Here is an 18658-nt window from a genome sequence, read left to right as displayed (position 1 = left end):
CGGCGTCTCCGACCGCACCGCCCCCACCAACACCAATCACACCCCCACCCCGCACCGCCCCACCACGCCCCGGCCCCCCCCCCCCCCCCCCCACCCAGCGCCCCGATCAGGAAACCCTGGCGCGGTAACGCCCGAGGGGCACGGGGCCGTCATATCGGAGTTGACTCACCGTCACCGCCGAACGAACCGCTACTTGCTCAGTACGTTCGCACCGACGATGAACAGCCCGAGCAGCATGTCCACGCCACCGACCCGGCAGGCCGCCACCCAGCCCCGTCCTGCCACCCGGGCCGCCCACACGCCCCATCCGAACAGCGCCACCGTGTTGATGGTCAGGGCGGCTTCCTCCGCAGTCCCTTCTGTCCACCATCCCGCGTACGCACCGAGCAGCACGGCCGTCGTCGGCAATACCGCGACTACCAGCGGCCACTCGGTCAGCATCGACCGTACGGCGCTGATGGCGACCGGCGACTCGTCCGCCGTTCGGTGAGCGATGGCGTGTGCGTAGCCGTGCGCCGCGGCCGATGCCACGGCCGCCAGCAATACCCACAGTGCGTCATATCCCGGATCCTCCGGGCCGCTGTCGTGGGCCAAGGCGGCCACCAGGGCGCTGGCGAGTACCGATCCATAGACCCCGCCGAACAGCAGCCGCTGCAGGCCTTGCCGTCGGCCAGGAGGCACGGATTCGGTGATGTTGTCGGACAAGGGGCCACCTCACAGGGGCAGGAGGGCGGTCGGACGCATGAAAGATGTATGGGAGATGTATGAGAGATGCCTACGAGATGTAGCAGCACCCGGGGTGGATCGAATCGCACCAACGCCGTGGCGCTGCCTGTTGCACCCTCACTGCAGCAAGAAGAAGTGGCAGATCCTGACTGCCGCGGCCGCTCACCCATGTGACGCCGCTGTGGTTCGACTGTGATGCCGCTGCGGTTCGACCAGCGCGTCACCGTTCGTACCCCGACCGCAGCCGGCCCCAGGACGACCGCCCGAACCGGCCTCCGGCCCGGTTCCCGCTCCGTTGGACAGGAGTCACCCGCACTCGGACAATTTGGAGTGTCGGCGAGCAGTTACCTCGGCGGCGCCTGTTCCGCCGGCTGCGCAGTCCTGCGCCGCTTGAGGAGGCGCCATGACCGTCCGTATCGCCACCTTCAACACCGAGAACCTCTTCCGCCGGCCCCGCGTTTTCGCACTTGAGGACGTAGAGAAGCGACAGCAGACGCTGGAGGACTTCGCGACCCTGGTCTCCCTCCTCGACCACGAGACCTACACGGCCGAGGACAAGAACCACATCATCGAGATACTCCAGAAGTACGACGTCCCCGACTCCCAGTCGAAGACCCGGCCGATCCTGGTGAACGAGACCCGCGGCGGCGCCAAGCTCTTCAAATCCGGGCGGGGCGGCGTCATCGAGATCACCGCCAAGGGGCGGGCCGGCTGGGTCGGTTGGGCCGAGCTCGTCCGTGACGACCTCGACTGGGAGGCCGTCCGGAACACCGCCCGGGTGATCGCCGAGGTCGACGCCGACGTGCTGCTCACGGTCGAGGTCGAGGACCGGCTCGCTCTGCACCGCTTCAACGAGCAAGTGCTGGCCGACGTGATGGGCGCCAAGCGGTATCCGTTCAACATGCTGATCGACGGCAACGACAGCCGCGGCATCGATGTCGGGCTGTTCAGCCGCCGCCCCATCACCTCCATACGGTCGCACATCTTCGACACCAAGGCCGGCCGGACGATCTTCAGCCGGGACTGTCCGGAGTTCGAGGTCGAGCTCAAGGGCGGGAAGCCGCTGTGGATCCTGGGCAACCACTTCAAGAGCAAGGGGTTCGGCAGCGCCGGCGCCAGTGCCACCAGACGCAAGCTCCAGGCCGAGCGGGTCAAGGACATCTACAAGGCCGCACTCAGGCGCTCCGCGAGCGTCGTGGTCGCCGGAGATCTCAACGACACCCCGGACAGCGAGCCGCTCGCGTTCCTCCTGGACGCCGGCTTGCAGGACGCGATGACCCACATCAGTTACACGGGAGCGCCCGGCACCTTTGCCACAGGCCAGTCGCTCAAGCAGAAGTTCGACTACCTGATGTTCTCGCCGGACCTGTGGGAGCAAGTGCAGGCGGTGGAGGTGGAACGGCGCGGAATCTGGGCGCCTCGCACCTTCAAGTCGTTCGACACCGTCACCTCGAAGGCCAACCGGGCATCCGATCACGCGGCGCTGTACGCGGACCTCGACATGTGAAGCCTCGACGGTGCGCTCGCCGGTCCCACGTCCGTCAGTGGGCCCGAGCGATCCGCGCCCGACGACCCGGCCGAGGCGGCCAGCGTCTCGGCCGGGTCGGCGCGGTCCGCCAGCGCCCCCGACCCCGACCCCGAGTTACCCCATTCCCCCAAGCCGCCCGCACAGGAGCCGATCGCCGCAAGGAGGTTGACCATCAAGGTGTGGGTCCCTACAGTCGCATCCGCGTACCGCAATGCGGTATCGACATTCCTTATTACGGAAGATGCAGTGAATGCAGCGAAGGGCCCCGAGCGGCCACCCACACCTACCGAGAAGGAAGATCGGCGTGCACGGAAGCGCATTGCTGGGCCCGGTCTCTGAATCGACGGATCGGTTCCTTTCCACCGTCTCGGGCTTGACGGATGCGCAGACCGGCGAGTCAACTCTCATACCACCGTGGACTCGTGGCCATGTCATCACCCATGTGGCGCGTGCGGCGGACAGCCTCTGCCGGCTGCTTGAGTGGGCGCGCACCGGTGTCGAGACTCCGCAGTACGCGAGCATGGATGCCCGAGCCGCCGAGATCGAGGCCGGTGCGGCGCGACCGGTGGCCGAACTGATCAGCGACGTCGTGGACAGCGCCGCGCGCTTCGAAGAAGCGGTGCGCTCGCTCCCCGGACCGGCGTGGCGCGCCCGGATCCGACCGCGCACCGGAGAACTGTGCACACCCGAGCGGCTGGTACACGCCCGGCTGCGCGAACTGGAGGTGCACCACGCCGACTTGGCCGCGGGATACGCCTTCTCAGACGTTCCGGAGTCGGCCGCTCGCTGGATCGTCGACGACGTCGTCGGCACCCTCTCGCAGCGGGAGGGGACCGAGGCGCTACGTATCGAAGCGACCGATGTGGACCTGACCCGGGAAATCGGTACCGGCGGACCGGTCATCACAGGCCGTCTGGGGGATCTGCTCGCCTGGGTCAGCGGACGCTCACGCGGATCGGCCTTGACCGTCTCCGGCGCCAACGCGGTACCCAGGGCCCCCTACTGGATCTGAGGACGTCTTCGGCTCTCCGAACGGATTCGGCGGACTCGGCGGACTCGGCGGACTCGGCGGACTCGGCGAATTCAACTTCAACGGACGCAGCGGATATGGCAGATCCGGCGGATCCGGCACGGCCCCGCGGTCATCCGATCACCTCGCCGGCCTCTTCGGCGCAGGCATATGCAGCGGTTGTTCGGCCCAGATGGTCTTGCCGTCGCCTACGTAGCGGGTGCCCCAGCGCTGGGCGAGCTGGGCGACCAGGAAGAGGCCGCGGCCGCCCTCGTCCGTGCTGCGGGCCTGGCGCAGGTGCGGGGAGGTGCTGCTCCCGTCGGAGACTTCACAGATGAGGTCGCAGTGCCGGATGAGTCGCAGGGTTATCGGCCCGGCGGCGTAGCGGTAGGCGTTGGTGACGAGTTCACTGACGATGAGTTCGGTGGTGACGGCCATCTCGTCCAGCTGCCACTCGGCGAGTTGACGTGTTGTCAGATTTCGTGCCTCGGCGGCGGCGGTGGGCTCTGCGGGCAGCTCCCACGTGGCCACCTTCTCTGTCGCCAGGGCTCGGGTGCGGGCGATGAGCAGCGCGACGTCGTCGGCGGGGCGTTCGGGCAGCATCGCTTCTTCGACCGCCGCGCACGTCTCCTCCACCGTGCGAGCGGGCACGGTCAGCGCCGCGCGCAGCTGCGCCAGCCCCTCGTCGACGTCCTGCTCGCGGGCCTCGACAAGGCCGTCGGTGTACAGGGCCAGGAGGCTGCCTTCGGCCAGTTCCAGCTCGGTGGTCTCGTACGGCAGCCCGCCCAGACCGAGCGGCGGGCCTGCGGGTACGTCGGGGATGCTGGCCTGTCCGTCCGGGGTGACCACCACGGGCGGCAGATGGCTCGCGCGGGCCAGGGTGCAGCGGCGGGAGACCGGGTCGTAGATCGCGTAGAGGCAGGTCGCGCCGATCAGCTGAGGGGAATGCGCGTCGGTCGCCTCCTGCTCGACGGCCAGCCGGTCCACGAGGGCGTCGAGGTGCGCGAGTACCTCGTCCGGAGCGAGGTCGAGGTTGGCCAGAGTGTGTACCGCGGTGCGCAGCCGCCCCATGGTGACCGCGGCGTGGGTGCCGTGGCCGACCACGTCTCCGACGACGAGGGCGACGCGGAGCCCGGAGAGCGGAATGACGTCGAACCAGTCGCCGCCGACGCCCGCCGCCGGGTCGGCCGGCCGGTAGCGGTGGGCGACCTCGGCCGCCGGGTGTCCGGGCACCTCTCCTGGGAGCAGGCTGTGCTGGAGGGTGAGCGCGGCCTGGTGCTGCTGGGTGTAGCGGCGGGCGTTGTCGATGCACAGCGCGGCGCGGGAGGCGAGCTCCTCCGCGAGAGTGAGATCGTCCTCCTCGAACGGCTCCGGCCGTCGCGACCTCCACAGGCCGAGCGTGCCCAGCACCAGCCCGCGCGCCGCCAGCGGCACCACCATCAATGAGTGGAGACCCTCGCTGAGCACGCGCTCGGACCGCTCGGGATCCTCGGCCAGCCACGGAAGATGGCTGCCCCGGTACGTTTCGAGGACCGGGCGTCGCTCGACCAGGCACCGGATGTGCGGAGCCTGCGGTGGAAAGGAAAACGTCTCGCCCACCGGGTACATCACCTGCGACGCCTCTGGTGAGACGCCGCGGATCGCCATCCTGTGCACTTCTCCGTACGTCCCTGGAACCGGCTCCTCGCCACGGTTGACCGGCTCCAGCAGGTCGACGGAAACGTAGTCGGCCAGGTCGGGCACCGCCACCTCGGCCAGTTCACGGGCGGTGGTCGCCACGTCGAGCGTGGTCCCGATGCGGGCGCTGGCCTCGTTGAGCAGCGCCAGGCGCCGGCGGGCCCGGTAGCGGTCGGTCACGTCCTCGACCGTCTGCGCCACGCCGAGGACCCGGCCGGCGGAGTCCTGCATCCGGAACGCCGATGCCGATGCGACCAGCTCCTGGTCGGGGGCCGTGAGGATACGGCAGGGCTGCTCGGCGAAGATCGAGGATTTCCCCGACTCCAGCACTTCCCGTAGCTGGGCCTCCACCGTGTCCGCGTCCGCCTGGAAGAGGAAGTCGCTGGCGCGCAGGCCGCGGTGCAGCTCGGCCGGGGCCCCGCTGAACTTCGCGATCGCCCGGTTCACCCGCAGAATGCTCAGGTCCGGAGCGTAAACCGCCAGTCCGATCGGCGACCGGCGGAACAGCCCGTCCAGGACCGACCGGTCGGTCTCCCATTGGACCACCTCCTGCGCCGGGGCACCGACGAGGTACCACTCGTAGGTGGAGTCAGGTCTTATGACGACCCGGGCGCGGCACCCCATCTCCACGCGGTGACCGTCGCGGTGCCGCAGGGGCACGATGCCGAACCACCCCTGGTCGCGGGTGCATGCGGCCACCGCCTCCATGACGACCGCACGGTCACTGGGGTTGTCCGTCAGGACGCCGTCCGCCGACCGGCCCAGCACGTCCTCAGGCGCATAGCCGAGCAGTTCCTCGGCCCGCCCGCTCCACCCGACGATCCGTGCGTGAGGATCGAGGACGACCGAGGCTGCGCGACGCACCGCGAAGGGATCTTCCGGCCCCTCGCTGAACGTCGACAGCGATGCGTCCATCACCACCACCTTGTGCCTTCCGAGTGGGACCGGGACCACGCGGCGCCGCCCGGGGTGACTCCCCACCGTGATCCGGTGGCAGCACCTGCGCTGCTGAACCCAGTATCGGCCTCGGGGACAATCCTCGCTTTCCGTCGCGCTCGCGGAGCAGGGCGTCACCTTGCCCGCCACACCGCCGCACCGCCGTCAGCGGCTCCGGTCACCGGGCCCGCCGACGTGCGGTACCTCGGTGCCCCGTCGCGGCGGCGAAGCTCGGCGATCCGCCGCGATGTGATCCGCCTCCGCGGCCGACATGCACCAAGGCGGCCGGGCAGCCGTTCCCCGCCGGGAGGACCGGACCAGACAGCCGCTCCGGCCGGCACCAACGCCACGGCGCCGGTGCGGATCCCCCCGGCGCCTCGTCGGATGCCGTGTGCGCCAATCGAGTGGCGGCAGGGCGGCGGCCGGTCCGGCAGAGCGTCAGGAGCCGGCACCTCACCATTCGGGTGGCACAGCGCATACCTCCCGATTGGCATGGGTACGTCCGCGGTGTTCGGCGACAGGTGCCGCCGAGACGTACGAGGAGGGCGAGTATGCAGGCGAGCGTGGGTGACCGGCTCCTTGTTCATGGACGGATCGTCGGTCAGCATGACCGAACCGCAGAGATCATCGAGGTATTGGGGGAAAGCGGCACACCGCCCTACCGCGTCCGGTTCGAGGACGGCCACGAAACCCTCATGAGCCCCGGTCCGGACACGGTCGTTCGGCACTTCGCCGCGGAAGACATGGACTAGGGCCTGTCCGATGGGTCATGGCCGGGCCCGCGGCGTTTCCGACCCTGACCCATCGGACAGACCCTAGGCGGCTTCTCCCACATCAGCGGAGCACCGTCGGCTGAGCACCGTCGGTACGGACTGCGCGCGAGACGGCCTGGTGGCGAGCTACCAGGCCGTCTTGCTGCGGGCGGCGCCTTCCCCACGACTCACTACCGGCAGGTGTACAGCATTTCGGTGAGCTTGTCCGTCTCCGGCTCGGTCACGTTCAGTTGGTAGAGGTACTTGATGTCGATCCAGGCCCGTGCGTAGGTGCACCAGTACGAGTACTGCGGGGCCCACTGGTCCGGTGACTTGTCACCTTTCTGCCGGTTGCTGGACGCGGAGACCGCGATCAGCTGCGGCTCCTCCAGGTCGTTGGCGAAGGTCTTCCTTTTCTGCGGGGTCCATTCGTCCGCACCGGAGCGCCAGGCGTTGGCCAGCGGCACCATGTGGTCGATGTCGATCTGCCCTGACGACGTGAGCATCTTGTCGTCGTACTCGCTGAACCAACTCCCGGAGACGGCCCGGCACTTCTCGTCCTGCTCGACGGCATCGCCGTCGCGGGCGAGAACGACCTCGCGGGTGTCGCACTGCCCTTCCTGCTTGATCCAGTGCGGGAACTTGGTGCGGCTGTAGCCGTCCATCGAATGCGGAGGCTCGACCTGAAGCCCGGCCAGCTCCTTGCGGGCCACTTCGACGGGAGAGGGCTCCGGAAGTTCCGGCGGAGCCAGGCGGGAAGCGGCAGTTTCGGGCGTGACTGCTGCGGCGGAGGGAGTGGCGGGGAGACCGAGGAGGACCAGGGAGGCTGCTGCGGCGGCAACTCGGCGCCACCAGTGGCTACTTGGCATGCATGGGTCATAGCCAAGCGAAACGATTCCCTATGCCAACATTCACCCCATGGTGGGCGAGTCGCACGTAATCCAGTCATTGACGGCCGGAATTGGAGGGCCGTTCGCCGGGGCAGAACCTCCTCACACCTGCGGGTGAGCCGGCTCCGCCCCTCCGTGCCCCCTCACGGCCAGTGCGCGGACAGCGCCCGGAGCCCCCCGGCTAGACCCTCGTTCAGGTCGTCCAGGTCCTTACCTGTTCCGTTTACCTGTCCCGTTTACCTGCTCCGTTTACCTGTTTCGTTTACCTGTTTCGATTGCGCGTTCCCCTGACGCTACGCGTTCCCCTCAAGCAGCCCCTTCAGCTTCTGCTCGTTCCTCGGCATCTCCTTCCGTATCTGCGGACGGGCGACGAGCGGAGCGAGCACCTTGCCGATCCCGTGCGTCTCGAATTCGAGGGACAAGGTCATGCGCGACCGCTCACCGTTGCCGAGCGGCTCGATCGTGCCGTGCACATGACCTCTGACCGGGCCGTCGACTCCGTCGAGGCGCCAGCTCCTCGGCGGATCCAGCTCGGTCACCTCCGTGGTCATCGGGATTTCCCGATGGCCGATCCGCCGGGTCACCACGACGCGCGAACCCACTGTGAGCGGAGCGTCGCCCACCGGGCTCACGGACACGGCGCTCTCCTGCCACTCGGGAAGGTGGGACAGGTCGGTCACGTAGGAGAAGACGTCTTCGGGACGGCGGGATATGTCGATGGTTTCCTTGATCGCAGTCATTTCGCCCCTTTGTTGTTCTTTATTGTGCTTTCTTACAAATGATCCCACGAGGGTGGCGGACGCGCCAGGCTGTGCGGCCAGGCATCGGGGCGTGCTCAGACCTGTCACCACCCGGTGGCAGATCTCGCCCTGGCAGCCCTGAACCACCAGGTCACAGCCGCTGCCCGCAGGGCCGTCGGTGGCGCAACACTGCAGCAACACCACTCATCGGAACACGTCGGTATGGTCCGCCAGACCCGAGCCCCCCGCCCATGCCCTGGAGACCCCATGCCTCTCACGCCCCAACGCGCCGACGTGCCGGTGACCATCGACGAATCCAAGTGCATCGACGGCTGCACGCTGTGCGTCGACATGTGCCCGCTCGACTCGCTCGCCATCGACCCGGCCAGCGACAAGGCGTACATGCACGTCGACGAGTGCTGGTACTGCGGCCCGTGCGCCGCTCGCTGTCCCACTGGCGCGGTCACGGTGAACATGCCCTATTTGCTGCGATGAGAGGCACCTCCCCATGAAGCGCACCATCCCTCTGGCGGCCGCGGTCCTGCTCCTTCCGCTCGCTGTCACCGGCTGCGGCGGCAACGCCGAGGCGGGCGACGGCAAGACCGTCACGGTGACCGTCGGCTACCAGTCCAAGACCATCAACACCGTCACCGGCGGCACCCTGTTGCGCTCGCTCGGCTACTTCGAACGTGAACTGCGCGCACAGGGCAAGCGCGACGGCAAGACGTACAAGGTGGAGTGGCAGGATTACGCGACCGGTGCGCCGATCACCGCGCAGATGGTCGCCGGGAAGGTCGACATCGGCTCGATGGGCGACTTCCCGCTGCTCATCAACGCCGCCCGCGGCAAGCAGCTCAACGCCCCGACCCGGCTGGTCTCGGTCACCGGCTACAACCTGCGCGGTGCGCTCAACACCATTGTCACCAAACCGGGTTCGCCTCTGCGTACGCTGTCGGACCTGCGTGGCAAGAAGGTCTCCAGCAGCGTCGGATCGGCCTCCGACGGCACTCTCGTACGGGCCCTGCGGCGGGCCGGGATCGACCCGGACCAGGACATCCGCAAGCTCAACCAGCAGCCGGCCGTGGGTGCCTCGGCGCTCCAGTCGGGCAGCATGGACGCCCTCTCGCAGTTCGTGGCCTGGCCGGGGCTGCTCGCCTTCCAGGGCAAGGCCCAGGCGCTGTTCGACGGGGGCGCGCTCGGTGTGCCCACCTTCCACGGAGTGACCGTACGGAGCCGCTTCGCCGGCCAACGCCCGGCTGTGGTCAAGGCGTTCCTCGCCGCCCAGCGGGACACGACCCGCTACCTGCAGACCCACCCGGTCGCGGCCGCCAAGCAGGTCTCGAAGGCCACCGGGCTGCCGCCCGAGGTGGTCTACCTCTACAACGGCGCGGGCGGCATCGCCACCTTCGACCCCACCCTCAAACCGCAGCTGATCGCCGCGCTGAAGAAGAATGTATCGGTGCTGCGGGCGGCCAAGCTGACAGGGCCGGTCGATGTCGACTCGTTTGTCGATGACCGTTATGTCAGGGAGAGTTACGGCAGCGGGTACGCCAAGTCGCTGCGCTCCACCGCGCACCCGTCGGCCGACGAGGTGTGGCTGCGCGGCGAGGACCGCACCCGCTCCTTCGCCGGCCCGGCCGCCCTGTTGCGGTTCGTCGCCGCGCACCGCGGGACCGTACGGGCCGCGTATGTGGCCGACGCGACGACCGGCACCCGGTGGTTCGCCGACAAGTCGGTCTGGGTGCGTGACGGCGCACGGCTGCTGCCCTTCGCCACCCGGGCCACCGCCGATGCCTGGACGCGGCGCCACTCCGGTGCGCAGGTCATCGGTTACGCCGCGGCGTTGGATCAGACCCGGTGAGCGCGCCCGTCGCCGCCCGTACGGGGTCCGCGCCGGCGGCCATCGGTCCGGGACGGGCCGGCCGGCGCCGTCGGCCCTGGGCCCGCGGTGCCCTGCGTGCCGCCTCGGTCCTCGGGGCGCTCGCCGTCTGGCAGTTGCTGGCCCAGTTCCGGGTGGATCTGTGGTTGCGGTTCTCGCAGTTCCCGACGGTCACCGAGACGGCTCGCGAGCTCGCCGGCCGGCTCGGCGGCCCCGCGTACTGGCAGGACCTCACCGACAGCCTGACCCGGATCCTCGGCGGCTTCGCCCTCGCGGCCGTCCTCGGCGTCACCGTCGGCACCGCCCTCGCCCGCTCCTCCCTCGTCTCCGATCTGTTCGGTCCGCTGCTCGAAATCCTGCGCCCGATACCGGCGATCGCGCTGGTGCCGGTGGCGATCCTGCTGTTCCCCAGCAATGAGCAGGGCATCGTCTTCATCACGTTCGCCGCGGCGTTCTTCCCGGTCACGGTCTCCACCCGGCACGCGGTGCGAGCGCTGACGCCCGTGTGGGAGGAGGCGGTTCGCACCATGGGCGGTGGGCGGTGGCGCGTGTTGTGGTCGGTGGTGCTGCCGGGAGCCCTGCCCGGGATCCTCGGCGGGCTGTCGGTGGGTGTCGGCGTCTCGTGGATCTGTGTGATCTCCGCCGAGATGATCTCCGGCGAGTACGGCGTCGGCTATCGCACCTGGCAGGACTACACGGTCGTCGACTACCCCGGCGTCTTCGTGGGAATGGCCACCATCGGCCTGCTCGGCTGGCTCACCTCCACGGCGGTCGAGGTACTGGGGCGGCGGGTGACGCGGTGGCTGCCACGCACGGCGAACGGCGCACCGGGGACATATCCGAGGCGCGGCCGATGGCGGGCCGCCCGGCCGGCGGCCGCTGGTGAGAGAGGCCCATCGTGACCAGCACCGACATCACCGCGGCAGTCCCCACCAAGGCCCCGGGAAACGGCATGCGGCTCACCCTCGCCGACGCCGTTCTCGGCCGGCCCGGCACGCCCGTTCTGCACGGCCTGGACCTGGATGTCGCCCCGGGCGAGATCCTCACCGTCGTCGGCCCGTCCGGCTGCGGCAAGTCCACGCTGCTCCGCACCCTGGCCGGTCTGCTGCCGCCGCTCGGCGGCCGGCTGAGCCAGGACGGCGAGCCCATCGACGGGCCCGCCGCAGACCGTGCGCTGGTATTCCAGGAGGACGCGCTGCTGCCCTGGCGCACCCTTCGGGCCAACGTCGAACTCCCGCTGGCCATCGGTGGCGTGGCGCGTGCGGAGCGCCGCGCCCGGGCCGGCGACTGGCTGGCCCGGGTCGGCCTCACCGAGCACGCCGGCCGCCTGCCGCATCATGTCTCCGGCGGTCAGCGCCAGCGCGCTCAGCTGGCCCGCGCGCTTGCCGGACGGCCGCGCGCCGTCCTGATGGACGAGCCCTTCGGCGCGCTCGACGCGCAGACCCGGGCGGGGATGCAGCAGGTGCTGGTGACGGCACTGCGCGGTACGCACGCCACCGTCGTCTTCGTCACGCACGACGTGGACGAGGCGCTGTTCCTCGGCGACCGGGTGGCGCTGCTGGGCACCGGCCGGGTGCTGGACGTACCGCGGCCGCGTGAACGCGAGGCGCACGCCGACCCGGCGACGGTCGCACTGCGCCGCGAGGTCCTCGCGTCCTTGGGCGACGGGCCGGAAACCTGACCGCCCGGCCCGGGGCTCACCCCACCCTTGCACGTCCCCGTATGCGGCCGGCACGCATGTGACACGGTCCGGCAACCGAAAGGCACCGCCATGGAGATCCCCGCCATCCCCGCCCTCGACGCCGCCGAGGAACTGTCCTGCGACGTCCTCGTCATCGGCGGCGGCACCGCCGGCACCATGGCGGCGCTCACCGCCGCCGAACACGGTGCGTCCGTCCTGCTGTTGGAGAAGGCGCACGTCCGCCACTCCGGGGCGCTCGCGATGGGCATGGACGGCGTCAACAACGCCGTCGTCCCCGGCCGCGCCGAACCCGACGACTACGTCGCCGAGATCACCCGCGCCAACGACGGGATCGTCGACCAGTCCACCGTCCGCCAGACCGCGACCCGCGGCTTCGCGATGGTGCAGCGGCTGGAGTCGTACGGCGTGAAGTTCGAGAAGGACGAACACGGCGAGTACGCGGTGCGCCAGGTGCACCGCTCGGGCTCGTACGTGCTGCCCATGCCGGAGGGCAAGGACGTCAAGAAGGTCCTCTACCGGCAGCTGCGGCGACGTGAGATGCGTGAACGGATCCGCATCGAGAACCGGGTGATGCCGGTGCGGGTGCTGACCGCCGGCGGCCGGGCGGTCGGCGCGGCGGGCTTCCACACCCGCACGGGGCACTTCGTCACGGTCCGCGCCGGCGCGGTGATCCTCGCGACCGGTGCCTGCGGCCGCCTGGGCCTACCCGCCTCCGGCTATCTCTACGGCACGTACGAGAACCCCACCAACGCGGGTGACGGCTACGCCATGGCCTACCACGCGGGCGCCGAGCTGACCGGCATCGAATGCTTCCAGATCAATCCGCTGATCAAGGACTACAACGGCCCCGCCTGCGCCTATGTCGCCAATCCCTTCGGCGGCTACCAGGTCAACCGGCACGGCGAGCGGTTCGTCGACTCCGACTACTGGTCGGGCCGGATGATGGCCGAGTTCGCCGCCGAGGTCGCCTCCGAACGCGGCCCGGTCTATCTGAAGCTCAGCCACCTCCCCGAGGAGTCGGTCGCCGCCCTGGAGACGATCCTGCACACCACCGAACGCCCCACCCGCGGCACCTTCCACGCCGGGCGCGGCCACGACTACCGCACCCACGACGTGGAGATGCACATCTCGGAGATCGGCCTGTGCGGCGGGCATTCGGCGTCGGGCGTACGCGTCGACGACCATGCCCGCACGACGGTGCCGGGGCTGTACGCGGCCGGGGACCTGGCCTGCGTCCCACACAACTACATGATCGGCGCGTTCGTCTTCGGTGACCTGGCGGGGGCGGACGCCGCCCAATTCAGCGCGTACGAAGGCGAGTTGCCCAGCGACCAGCTGCGCGATGCCCACGAACTGGTCTACCGGCCGCTGCGCAACCCCGACGGTCCGCCGCAGCCCCAGGTCGAGTACAAGCTCCGCCGCTTCGTCAACGACTACGTCGCCCCGCCCAAGAGCGGCGCCCGCCTGTCGCTGGCCGTCGAGCACTTCGAGCGGATGCGCACCGACATCGCCGCCATGGGCGCGCGCACTCCGCACGAGCTGATGCGCTGCGCGGAGGTCACCTTCATCCGCGACTGCGCGGAGATGGCCGCCCGGTCGTCCCTGGCCCGCACCGAGTCCCGCTGGGGCCTCTACCACGAGCGCACGGACCACCCCGAGAGCGACGACACGAACTGGCTGCACCACCTCGACCTGCGCAAATCCCGTACCGGAACGATGGAGTTCACCGCCCGCCCGGTGGATCCGTACCTCGTCCCGGTCGACGAGTACGCCCCGGCGGGCGGCGCGTCCCGCTTCATCGGCGAGGTCCACCCGGAACAGGTCGCCACGGCAGGGGCGCGCGATACGCCGCCGGTGGGGGCGAACGGCGGGACGGCAGGCCCCGGCTCCGCGACCGGTCCCGGCTCCGACCCCGTGACCGGGGCCGCTCCCGGGACACGGACCGCCCCCTCCCCCCGCATCCTCGAACTCCTCGCCCTCGCCGAGGAGCAGCCGGAGCTCCCGGCGCTGCGCCCCTACCTCGCCGACCCCGACCCGGCCGTCCGCCGCGCCGCCGTCGCCACGCTCACCGAAAGCGTCCCACCCGGCACCGGACCGGCCCTCGCCGCGGCCCTCACCGACGCCGACGCGGCCGTACGGACGGCCGCCGGCGCCTCCCTGCGTGAACTGGTCGAGGTACTGCCTCCGACGCCCGACCTGCGCGAGCCGCTGGTCACCGCCGTGTACGGGTCCGACGCCGGCATCCGGTCGGCGGCCCTGCATGTGCTGCGCGTACTGCGCCTCGGCGACCGGCCCCTGTTCACCGCAGCGCTCGCCGACCCCGCCGTGGAAGTGCGCATCCAAGCCGTGAGCGCACTGGTCTCCGTCGACGCCGCCGACGAGCTCCGGCTTGCCGCGGCCGACCCGGCACGCGAGGTCCGGGTGGCCGCCGCGCACGGGCTGGGCACGGTGGGTGGCCCGGACGACCTGGCGACACCGATCCGCGACGAGGACCTCCTCGTACAGGCCGCAGCGCTGGCCGCTCTGGCCACGACGGGCTGCCCGCCGCCGTACGACGCGGCGGCCGTCGCGGCACTGGGTGACGCGGCCTGGCAGGTCCGTGCCGGCGCCGCCGCGGCCCTGGCGGCCGCCGAACCCCAGGTCGCCGTGCCCGCACTGCTCTCCGCCCTCTCCGACGCCCATGCGGACGTACGCAAAGCAGGGGTCCTGGCTCTGCGCGGCCACTCCGGACGCGAGGACGCCCGCCGCGCGCTGGCCTCGGTCACAGACGACCCGGACGCCGATGTCCGCGCGTACGCACGGCTCGCGTCGAGGGGCTGACGCAAGATCGCGTGCCGACGACGACGGGGGCCTGACTCATGACGTCGTGCACACGCGCTCGGCCGGGAATCAACTGGCGGTTCGTCTGGTGGTTCGTCTAGCGGTTCAGCTGGTGGTTCAACTGGCAATCGGGTGCTGCGAGTTCGCCTGACACATATACTCAAACCCTCACATTGATGTGAGGGTCAACGCGACAAGGCATGAGCAAGACCCGAGGTGGATCACATGCGTATCGGAGAGCTGTCGGAACGCACCGGCACGCCCCGCCGACTGCTGCGCTACTACGAGGAGCAGGGGCTGATCGCCGCCGACCGCTCCCCGAACGGCTACCGAGAGTACGACGAGCGCTTCGTGGACCGGGTCATGCAGATCAGAGGACTGCTCGATGCCGGGCTGCCGACCCGTATCATCAAGCAGATCCTCCCATGCCTCGACAAGCCCCGGATCATCCACTTCTCCGACGCGACACCGGAGATGCTCGCCACGCTGGAACACGAACGGGATCAGATGACCGAACGCATCGAGTGCCTGACCCGCAACAGGGACGCCGTGGCCGACTACCTCGACGCGGTGCGCGGCAAGGCCCACCGGTCACCAGGTCAGGCCGATCACCAGGCCGCAGGCACGTAGTCCTTGAGGAAGCAGCCGAAGACGTCCTCACCGAGCTCGCCGCGGACGATCGGGTCGTACACCCGGGCCGCTCCGTCGACCAGGTCGAGCGGGGCATGGAAACCCTCTTCGGCCAGTCGCATCTTGTCGGGATGCGGGCGCTCGTCGGTGATCCAGCCGGTGTCCACGGCGGTCATGAGGATGCCGTCGGTCTCCAGCATCTCCCGGGCGCTGGTGCGGGTGAGCATGTTCAGCGCGGCCTTGGCCATATTGGTGTGCGGGTGGCCGGCGCCCTTGTAGCCGCGGCTGAACTGGCCTTCCATCGCCGAGACGTTCACCACGTACTTACGGCGCGCAGGGGCCGCTGCCATCGCCGGGCGCAGCCGGCTCACCAGCAGGAACGGCGCGGTCATGTTGCACAGCTGGACTTCGAGGAGCTCGACCGGGTCGACCTCGTCCACCTTCTGGATCCAGCTGTTGGAATCGTGCAGGTCCGGCACCAGCCCGCCCGCGTCGATCGCGGTGCCCGCCTCGATGCGGGCGGGCGAGGCCGAGCCGCTGGTCAGGGCGAGGGCGGTGAGGTTCTCGGCGGTCAGCGAAGGCTGCCCGGCCACCGAGGCGGCGGGCAGGGCCGCGGGGGCGCCGCTGCCGAAATGGCCGATGACGAGGGATGCGGGCAGCTCCCCGGCCGGCAGGGGCGCGGACTCGGCCGCGACCAGCTGTCCGTACGCCTCGGGCGACCGGCGGACGGTCTGCGCGGCGTTGTTGATCAGAATGTCGAGGGGGCCCTCGGCGCTCACCGAGTCGGCGAGCGCGATCACCTGGGCCGGATCGCGCAGATCGATCCCGACGATCTTCAGCCGGTGCAGCCAGTCCGCGCTGTCCGGCATCGCCTTGAAGCGCCGGACGGCATCGTTCGGGAAGCGGGTGGTGATGGTGGTGTGGGCGCCGTCGCGCAGCAGCCGGAGCGCGATGTACATCCCGATCTTCGCCCGGCCGCCGGTGAGCAGTGCGCGCCGCCCGGTGAGGTCCGTACGGGCGTCGCGGCGTGCCCTGTTCTCCTTGGCGCAGGTCTGGCAGAGCTGGTGGTAGAAGGCGTCGACCTCGACGTAACGCGTCTTGCAGACATAGCAGGACCTGGGACGCTGCAGGATCCCGGCTATCTCCGTGGTCACGGAGCTGGCGAGGGCCAGGCCCAGGGTCTCGTCGTCGATCCGGTCGGCGGCTCCGGTGGCCGTCGCTTCGGTCACCGCCCTGTCATTGGCCGTCTTGGCCGCCCGGCGTTCCTTCCGCCGACGCTGCTTCACCGTCCGGAAGATGCCGGCGGTGGCACGGCGTATGGCGATCGCGTCGGGGTGGTCGAGCGGCAGCGCGTCGAGTTCCTCCAGCACGCTCAGGCAGACCGCCATCCGCTCCGAGTCAATACCGTCAATGACGTCAACACCGTCAATGCTGTCGATTCCCGCGCCATCGGCCCGGCCGTTCTCTGTCACCGTCATCGCCGTGCCGCTTTCGTGGGATCGTCTGTTCTATTCAGGCTCCGGCGGAACTTTACGTAAATGGGGGCGGCTCCGCCAAACCCGGCAGGAGCGGGCCCCAGAGCGCCGATCACCACACGGTGGACGAGACAGGAACCGGGGTGCCGTCACCGCGGCAGCTAGGAACGAAGAGCCGACGACGCTGCCTCGACCTCCGCGGAGACGATCACGGGCAAATCAAGAGGCAGGGCCGTGACTCCGATGACGGTGCGGGGCTGACTGCCCGCCTGCGGCCCGTACAAGGCCAGGATCAGGTCCGAGCAGGCATTCATGACGAGAGTTGTTTGCGGATAACCGGGCTCGGCATTGACGAAACCGGTCACCGTGAGCCAGGCCGTCACGGCGTCGAGGCTGCCGACGGTCCGCTTGAGGCCGGCGAGCACAGCCAGGCTGGCGAGCCGCGCTGAACGGTGGCAGACCGGACACGCTCCGGCGGGGTCCGCGGCTTCGCAGAACTAACCATTTGTGAGAGACGGCGGTCGTCCCGCACTGCCCCCGCAAGACCCAGCGCCGTCCCCAGGTCCGGGGCGGAGGGGAACGCCGTTGGCCCGCAGCACGTCGCGGACATGCAGGATCAGCGGGAACACCTCTTGGTTCCGGTCCTCCCCCTGCTCGTCCCAGGCCCGCTGCTCGGCCTCGACGGCCATCCGGTCCTCGGCAAAGACCCGCTCGGTGAAGCGCCGGATCAACGGCCAGGCGAGATGAAGGGCCCCAGGGATCGGCGGCTTCGCAATCATGAGCAGACCGAAGACGTGGTTGGTGCGCTGGTCGGCTCTCTCGGGTACGTAGGCCACCCAGAGCGAGAACGCCGGGAGCTCGGCCTTCTCAGGGACCGCTTGCAGGGTCTGGTAGGGGTACTGGGTGCGGACGGTGATGACGTCGGGCGATGAGCCGCCGTTCATGCCTTCGGCGGACAGCAGCCCGGCGCCGCGGTCCTTTTTCCCGCCGGCATGGACGAACAGGTACCGGGCCTCCACGAAGTCCGGGCCGGTGTCGTACCCGAGGAGCTTGGGCTGGATCTTGCCGAGGACACCCCGATGCAGGAACTGGTGGTTCATGTCGAGCAGATTTTCGTGCATGAACGAGTAGTGGCAGTGCACGGTGCGCGAAAACGTCATGGTTTTGTGCTTGGCCGAATCGAACTCCGGCAACTCGGGCAGCGGTGTCTCGGCCGCCTTCTCCGGATCGCCCGGGAAGACGAACACGAGGCCGTACGCTTCGCGGACCGGAAAGGCCCGCACGCCACGCGGCGGCTGGTCGACCCCCTTGGGAAGATAGGGGATCTGCGAGATGCGACCGTTCCCGCGGTAGGCCCAGGCGTGATAGCAGCAGCGCAGCGCCTCGCCTTCCACAACGCCCATGCTCAGCGGTACCTGACGGTGGGCACACCGGTCCTCCAAGGCATAGACCGCGCCGCCCTCACCGCGATACAAAGCGATCCGCTCACCTGCGAACACGGCAGCGAACGTCTTGTTCTTCGGCACGCTCCCCGACACGGCGACCGGGTACCAGAAATTCGGATTGATCCCGGTGCGCCGGAGGTCAGTGATCTCTCCGGAAGGGTGATCCGGCAACGGGTACGGGCCACTCGCCGACCCGGCCGTGATTGCCCCGTCCCTTCCGGGTTGGGCTTCGGTCATGTACTGCTCCCTCGCACGCAGGTCAGTGAGACAGAACGAGGAGAACCCAGATGTCCGCCGTTTTGACGGTCGGTCACTCTTGACGGACGCCGGCGGGCGGGCTGAGCCGCGCCGCACTCCTCGCTCACTCTTTGTCTCTCCCCTGATGCCCACTGATCAGGCTCGCCCCGGAGAGTGACAAGCACTCGGGGGGCGGATGCCCGTACCGTCGC

At 69.6% G+C, this 18658-nt stretch carries 15 protein-coding genes and 1 pseudogene; 9 read left to right on the top strand and 7 right to left on the bottom strand.

Annotated elements, in window-relative coordinates:
- Positions 1-189: 189 nt before the first annotated feature.
- Positions 190-705, bottom strand: a complete 516-nt coding sequence (locus AB0I10_RS35850) for a hypothetical protein (RefSeq protein WP_363156911.1) — start codon at positions 703-705, stop codon at positions 190-192.
- 424 nt (positions 706-1129) lie between these two features.
- Here AB0I10_RS35850 and AB0I10_RS35845 point away from each other — a divergent pair, with 424 nt between their 5' ends.
- Positions 1130-2233, top strand: a complete 1104-nt coding sequence (locus tag AB0I10_RS35845) for an endonuclease/exonuclease/phosphatase family protein (RefSeq protein WP_363156910.1) — start codon at positions 1130-1132, stop codon at positions 2231-2233.
- A 271-nt stretch (positions 2234-2504) separates the two neighbouring features.
- Positions 2505-3266: a maleylpyruvate isomerase family mycothiol-dependent enzyme gene (locus AB0I10_RS35840; RefSeq protein WP_363156909.1), complete on the top strand. Its 762-nt coding sequence runs from the start codon at positions 2505-2507 to the stop codon at positions 3264-3266.
- A gap of 138 nt (positions 3267-3404) precedes the next feature.
- Here AB0I10_RS35840 and AB0I10_RS35835 read toward each other — a convergent pair whose 3' ends face one another.
- On the bottom strand, positions 3405-5855 hold the full coding sequence (locus AB0I10_RS35835) for a SpoIIE family protein phosphatase (RefSeq protein WP_363156908.1): 2451 nt from the start codon (positions 5853-5855) through the stop codon (positions 3405-3407).
- A gap of 572 nt (positions 5856-6427) precedes the next feature.
- On the opposite strand from AB0I10_RS35835, the gene AB0I10_RS35830 reads away from it, so the two are divergent.
- A complete protein-coding gene (locus AB0I10_RS35830; protein ID WP_363156907.1) occupies positions 6428-6628 on the top strand; it encodes a DUF1918 domain-containing protein in 201 nt (66 codons plus the stop codon).
- Between the two features lie 191 nt (positions 6629-6819).
- Here the strand turns inward: AB0I10_RS35830 and AB0I10_RS35825 are convergent, their stop codons facing one another.
- Entirely contained in the window at positions 6820-7497 is a 678-nt protein-coding gene (locus AB0I10_RS35825) for an HNH endonuclease family protein (protein WP_363156905.1), read from the bottom strand.
- A gap of 314 nt (positions 7498-7811) precedes the next feature.
- Complete coding sequence (locus tag AB0I10_RS35820) at positions 7812-8258, bottom strand: SRPBCC family protein (RefSeq protein ID WP_363156904.1); 447 nt, start codon at positions 8256-8258, stop codon at positions 7812-7814.
- A 267-nt stretch (positions 8259-8525) separates the two neighbouring features.
- Here AB0I10_RS35820 and AB0I10_RS35815 point away from each other — a divergent pair, with 267 nt between their 5' ends.
- The 6 genes from AB0I10_RS35815 to AB0I10_RS35790 all read left to right on the top strand — a co-directional run bounded on the left by AB0I10_RS35815 (position 8526) and on the right by AB0I10_RS35790 (position 15289).
- On the top strand, positions 8526-8753 hold the full coding sequence (locus AB0I10_RS35815; protein WP_363156903.1) for a ferredoxin family protein: 228 nt from the start codon (positions 8526-8528) through the stop codon (positions 8751-8753).
- A gap of 13 nt (positions 8754-8766) precedes the next feature.
- The gene (locus tag AB0I10_RS35810; RefSeq protein WP_363156902.1) at positions 8767-10119 is read left to right on the top strand and encodes an ABC transporter substrate-binding protein; all 1353 of its coding nucleotides are present in this window, start codon (positions 8767-8769) and stop codon (positions 10117-10119) included.
- Positions 10120-10211: 92 nt separating this feature from the next.
- Positions 10212-11039, top strand: a complete 828-nt coding sequence (locus AB0I10_RS35805; RefSeq protein WP_363156913.1) for an ABC transporter permease — start codon at positions 10212-10214, stop codon at positions 11037-11039.
- Between the two features lie 50 nt (positions 11040-11089).
- Entirely contained in the window at positions 11090-11818 is a 729-nt protein-coding gene (locus tag AB0I10_RS35800; protein ID WP_363156912.1) for an ABC transporter ATP-binding protein, read from the top strand.
- Positions 11819-11908: 90 nt separating this feature from the next.
- Positions 11909-14659, top strand: coding sequence for a fumarate reductase/succinate dehydrogenase flavoprotein subunit (locus tag AB0I10_RS35795; protein WP_363156901.1), 2751 nt, complete (start codon positions 11909-11911; stop codon positions 14657-14659).
- Between the two features lie 225 nt (positions 14660-14884).
- Positions 14885-15289 carry a MerR family transcriptional regulator gene (locus tag AB0I10_RS35790; RefSeq protein ID WP_363156900.1) on the top strand — a complete coding sequence of 135 codons (405 nt, stop codon included), beginning with the start codon at positions 14885-14887 and terminating at the stop codon, positions 15287-15289.
- On the opposite strand, the gene AB0I10_RS35785 is transcribed toward AB0I10_RS35790, so the two are convergent.
- The 3 genes and pseudogenes from AB0I10_RS35785 to AB0I10_RS35775 all read right to left on the bottom strand — a co-directional run bounded on the left by AB0I10_RS35785 (position 15268) and on the right by AB0I10_RS35775 (position 18446).
- Entirely contained in the window at positions 15268-16767 is a 1500-nt protein-coding gene (locus tag AB0I10_RS35785; RefSeq protein WP_363156899.1) for an SDR family NAD(P)-dependent oxidoreductase, read from the bottom strand. The genes AB0I10_RS35790 and AB0I10_RS35785 overlap by 22 nt on opposite strands.
- A 158-nt stretch (positions 16768-16925) precedes the next feature.
- A pseudogene (locus AB0I10_RS35780) lies at positions 16926-17201 on the bottom strand (RidA family protein); the annotation flags it as partial.
- A 60-nt stretch (positions 17202-17261) separates the two neighbouring features.
- The gene (locus tag AB0I10_RS35775) at positions 17262-18446 is read right to left on the bottom strand and encodes an aromatic ring-hydroxylating dioxygenase subunit alpha (protein ID WP_363156898.1); all 1185 of its coding nucleotides are present in this window, start codon (positions 18444-18446) and stop codon (positions 17262-17264) included.
- Between the last annotated feature and the right edge of the window lie 212 nt (positions 18447-18658).

Source organism: Streptomyces sp. NPDC050636 (genome assembly GCF_040654775.1).
Classification (GTDB): domain Bacteria; phylum Actinomycetota; class Actinomycetes; order Streptomycetales; family Streptomycetaceae; genus Streptomyces.
This window is presented reverse-complemented; position numbering and strand designations above follow the sequence as displayed.

What these genes read in the sequence shown, in the direction of transcription:
- AB0I10_RS35845 (WP_363156910.1), top strand. Translation starts at nt 1,130, where the DNA reads ATGACCGTCCGTATCGCCACCTTCAACACCGAGAACCTCTTCCGCCGG.
- AB0I10_RS35840 (WP_363156909.1), top strand. Translation starts at nt 2,505, where the DNA reads ATGCAGCGAAGGGCCCCGAGCGGCCACCCACACCTACCGAGAAGGAAG.
- AB0I10_RS35835 (WP_363156908.1), bottom strand. Translation starts at nt 5,855, where the DNA reads ATGGACGCATCGCTGTCGACGTTCAGCGAGGGGCCGGAAGATCCCTTC.
- AB0I10_RS35830 (WP_363156907.1), top strand. Translation starts at nt 6,428, where the DNA reads ATGCAGGCGAGCGTGGGTGACCGGCTCCTTGTTCATGGACGGATCGTC.
- AB0I10_RS35825 (WP_363156905.1), bottom strand. Translation starts at nt 7,497, where the DNA reads ATGCCAAGTAGCCACTGGTGGCGCCGAGTTGCCGCCGCAGCAGCCTCC.
- AB0I10_RS35820 (WP_363156904.1), bottom strand. Translation starts at nt 8,258, where the DNA reads ATGACTGCGATCAAGGAAACCATCGACATATCCCGCCGTCCCGAAGAC.
- AB0I10_RS35815 (WP_363156903.1), top strand. Translation starts at nt 8,526, where the DNA reads ATGCCTCTCACGCCCCAACGCGCCGACGTGCCGGTGACCATCGACGAA.
- AB0I10_RS35810 (WP_363156902.1), top strand. Translation starts at nt 8,767, where the DNA reads ATGAAGCGCACCATCCCTCTGGCGGCCGCGGTCCTGCTCCTTCCGCTC.
- AB0I10_RS35800 (WP_363156912.1), top strand. Translation starts at nt 11,090, where the DNA reads ATGCGGCTCACCCTCGCCGACGCCGTTCTCGGCCGGCCCGGCACGCCC.
- AB0I10_RS35795 (WP_363156901.1), top strand. Translation starts at nt 11,909, where the DNA reads ATGGAGATCCCCGCCATCCCCGCCCTCGACGCCGCCGAGGAACTGTCC.
- AB0I10_RS35790 (WP_363156900.1), top strand. Translation starts at nt 14,885, where the DNA reads ATGCGTATCGGAGAGCTGTCGGAACGCACCGGCACGCCCCGCCGACTG.
- AB0I10_RS35785 (WP_363156899.1), bottom strand. Translation starts at nt 16,767, where the DNA reads ATGACGGTGACAGAGAACGGCCGGGCCGATGGCGCGGGAATCGACAGC.
- AB0I10_RS35775 (WP_363156898.1), bottom strand. Translation starts at nt 18,446, where the DNA reads ATGACCGAAGCCCAACCCGGAAGGGACGGGGCAATCACGGCCGGGTCG.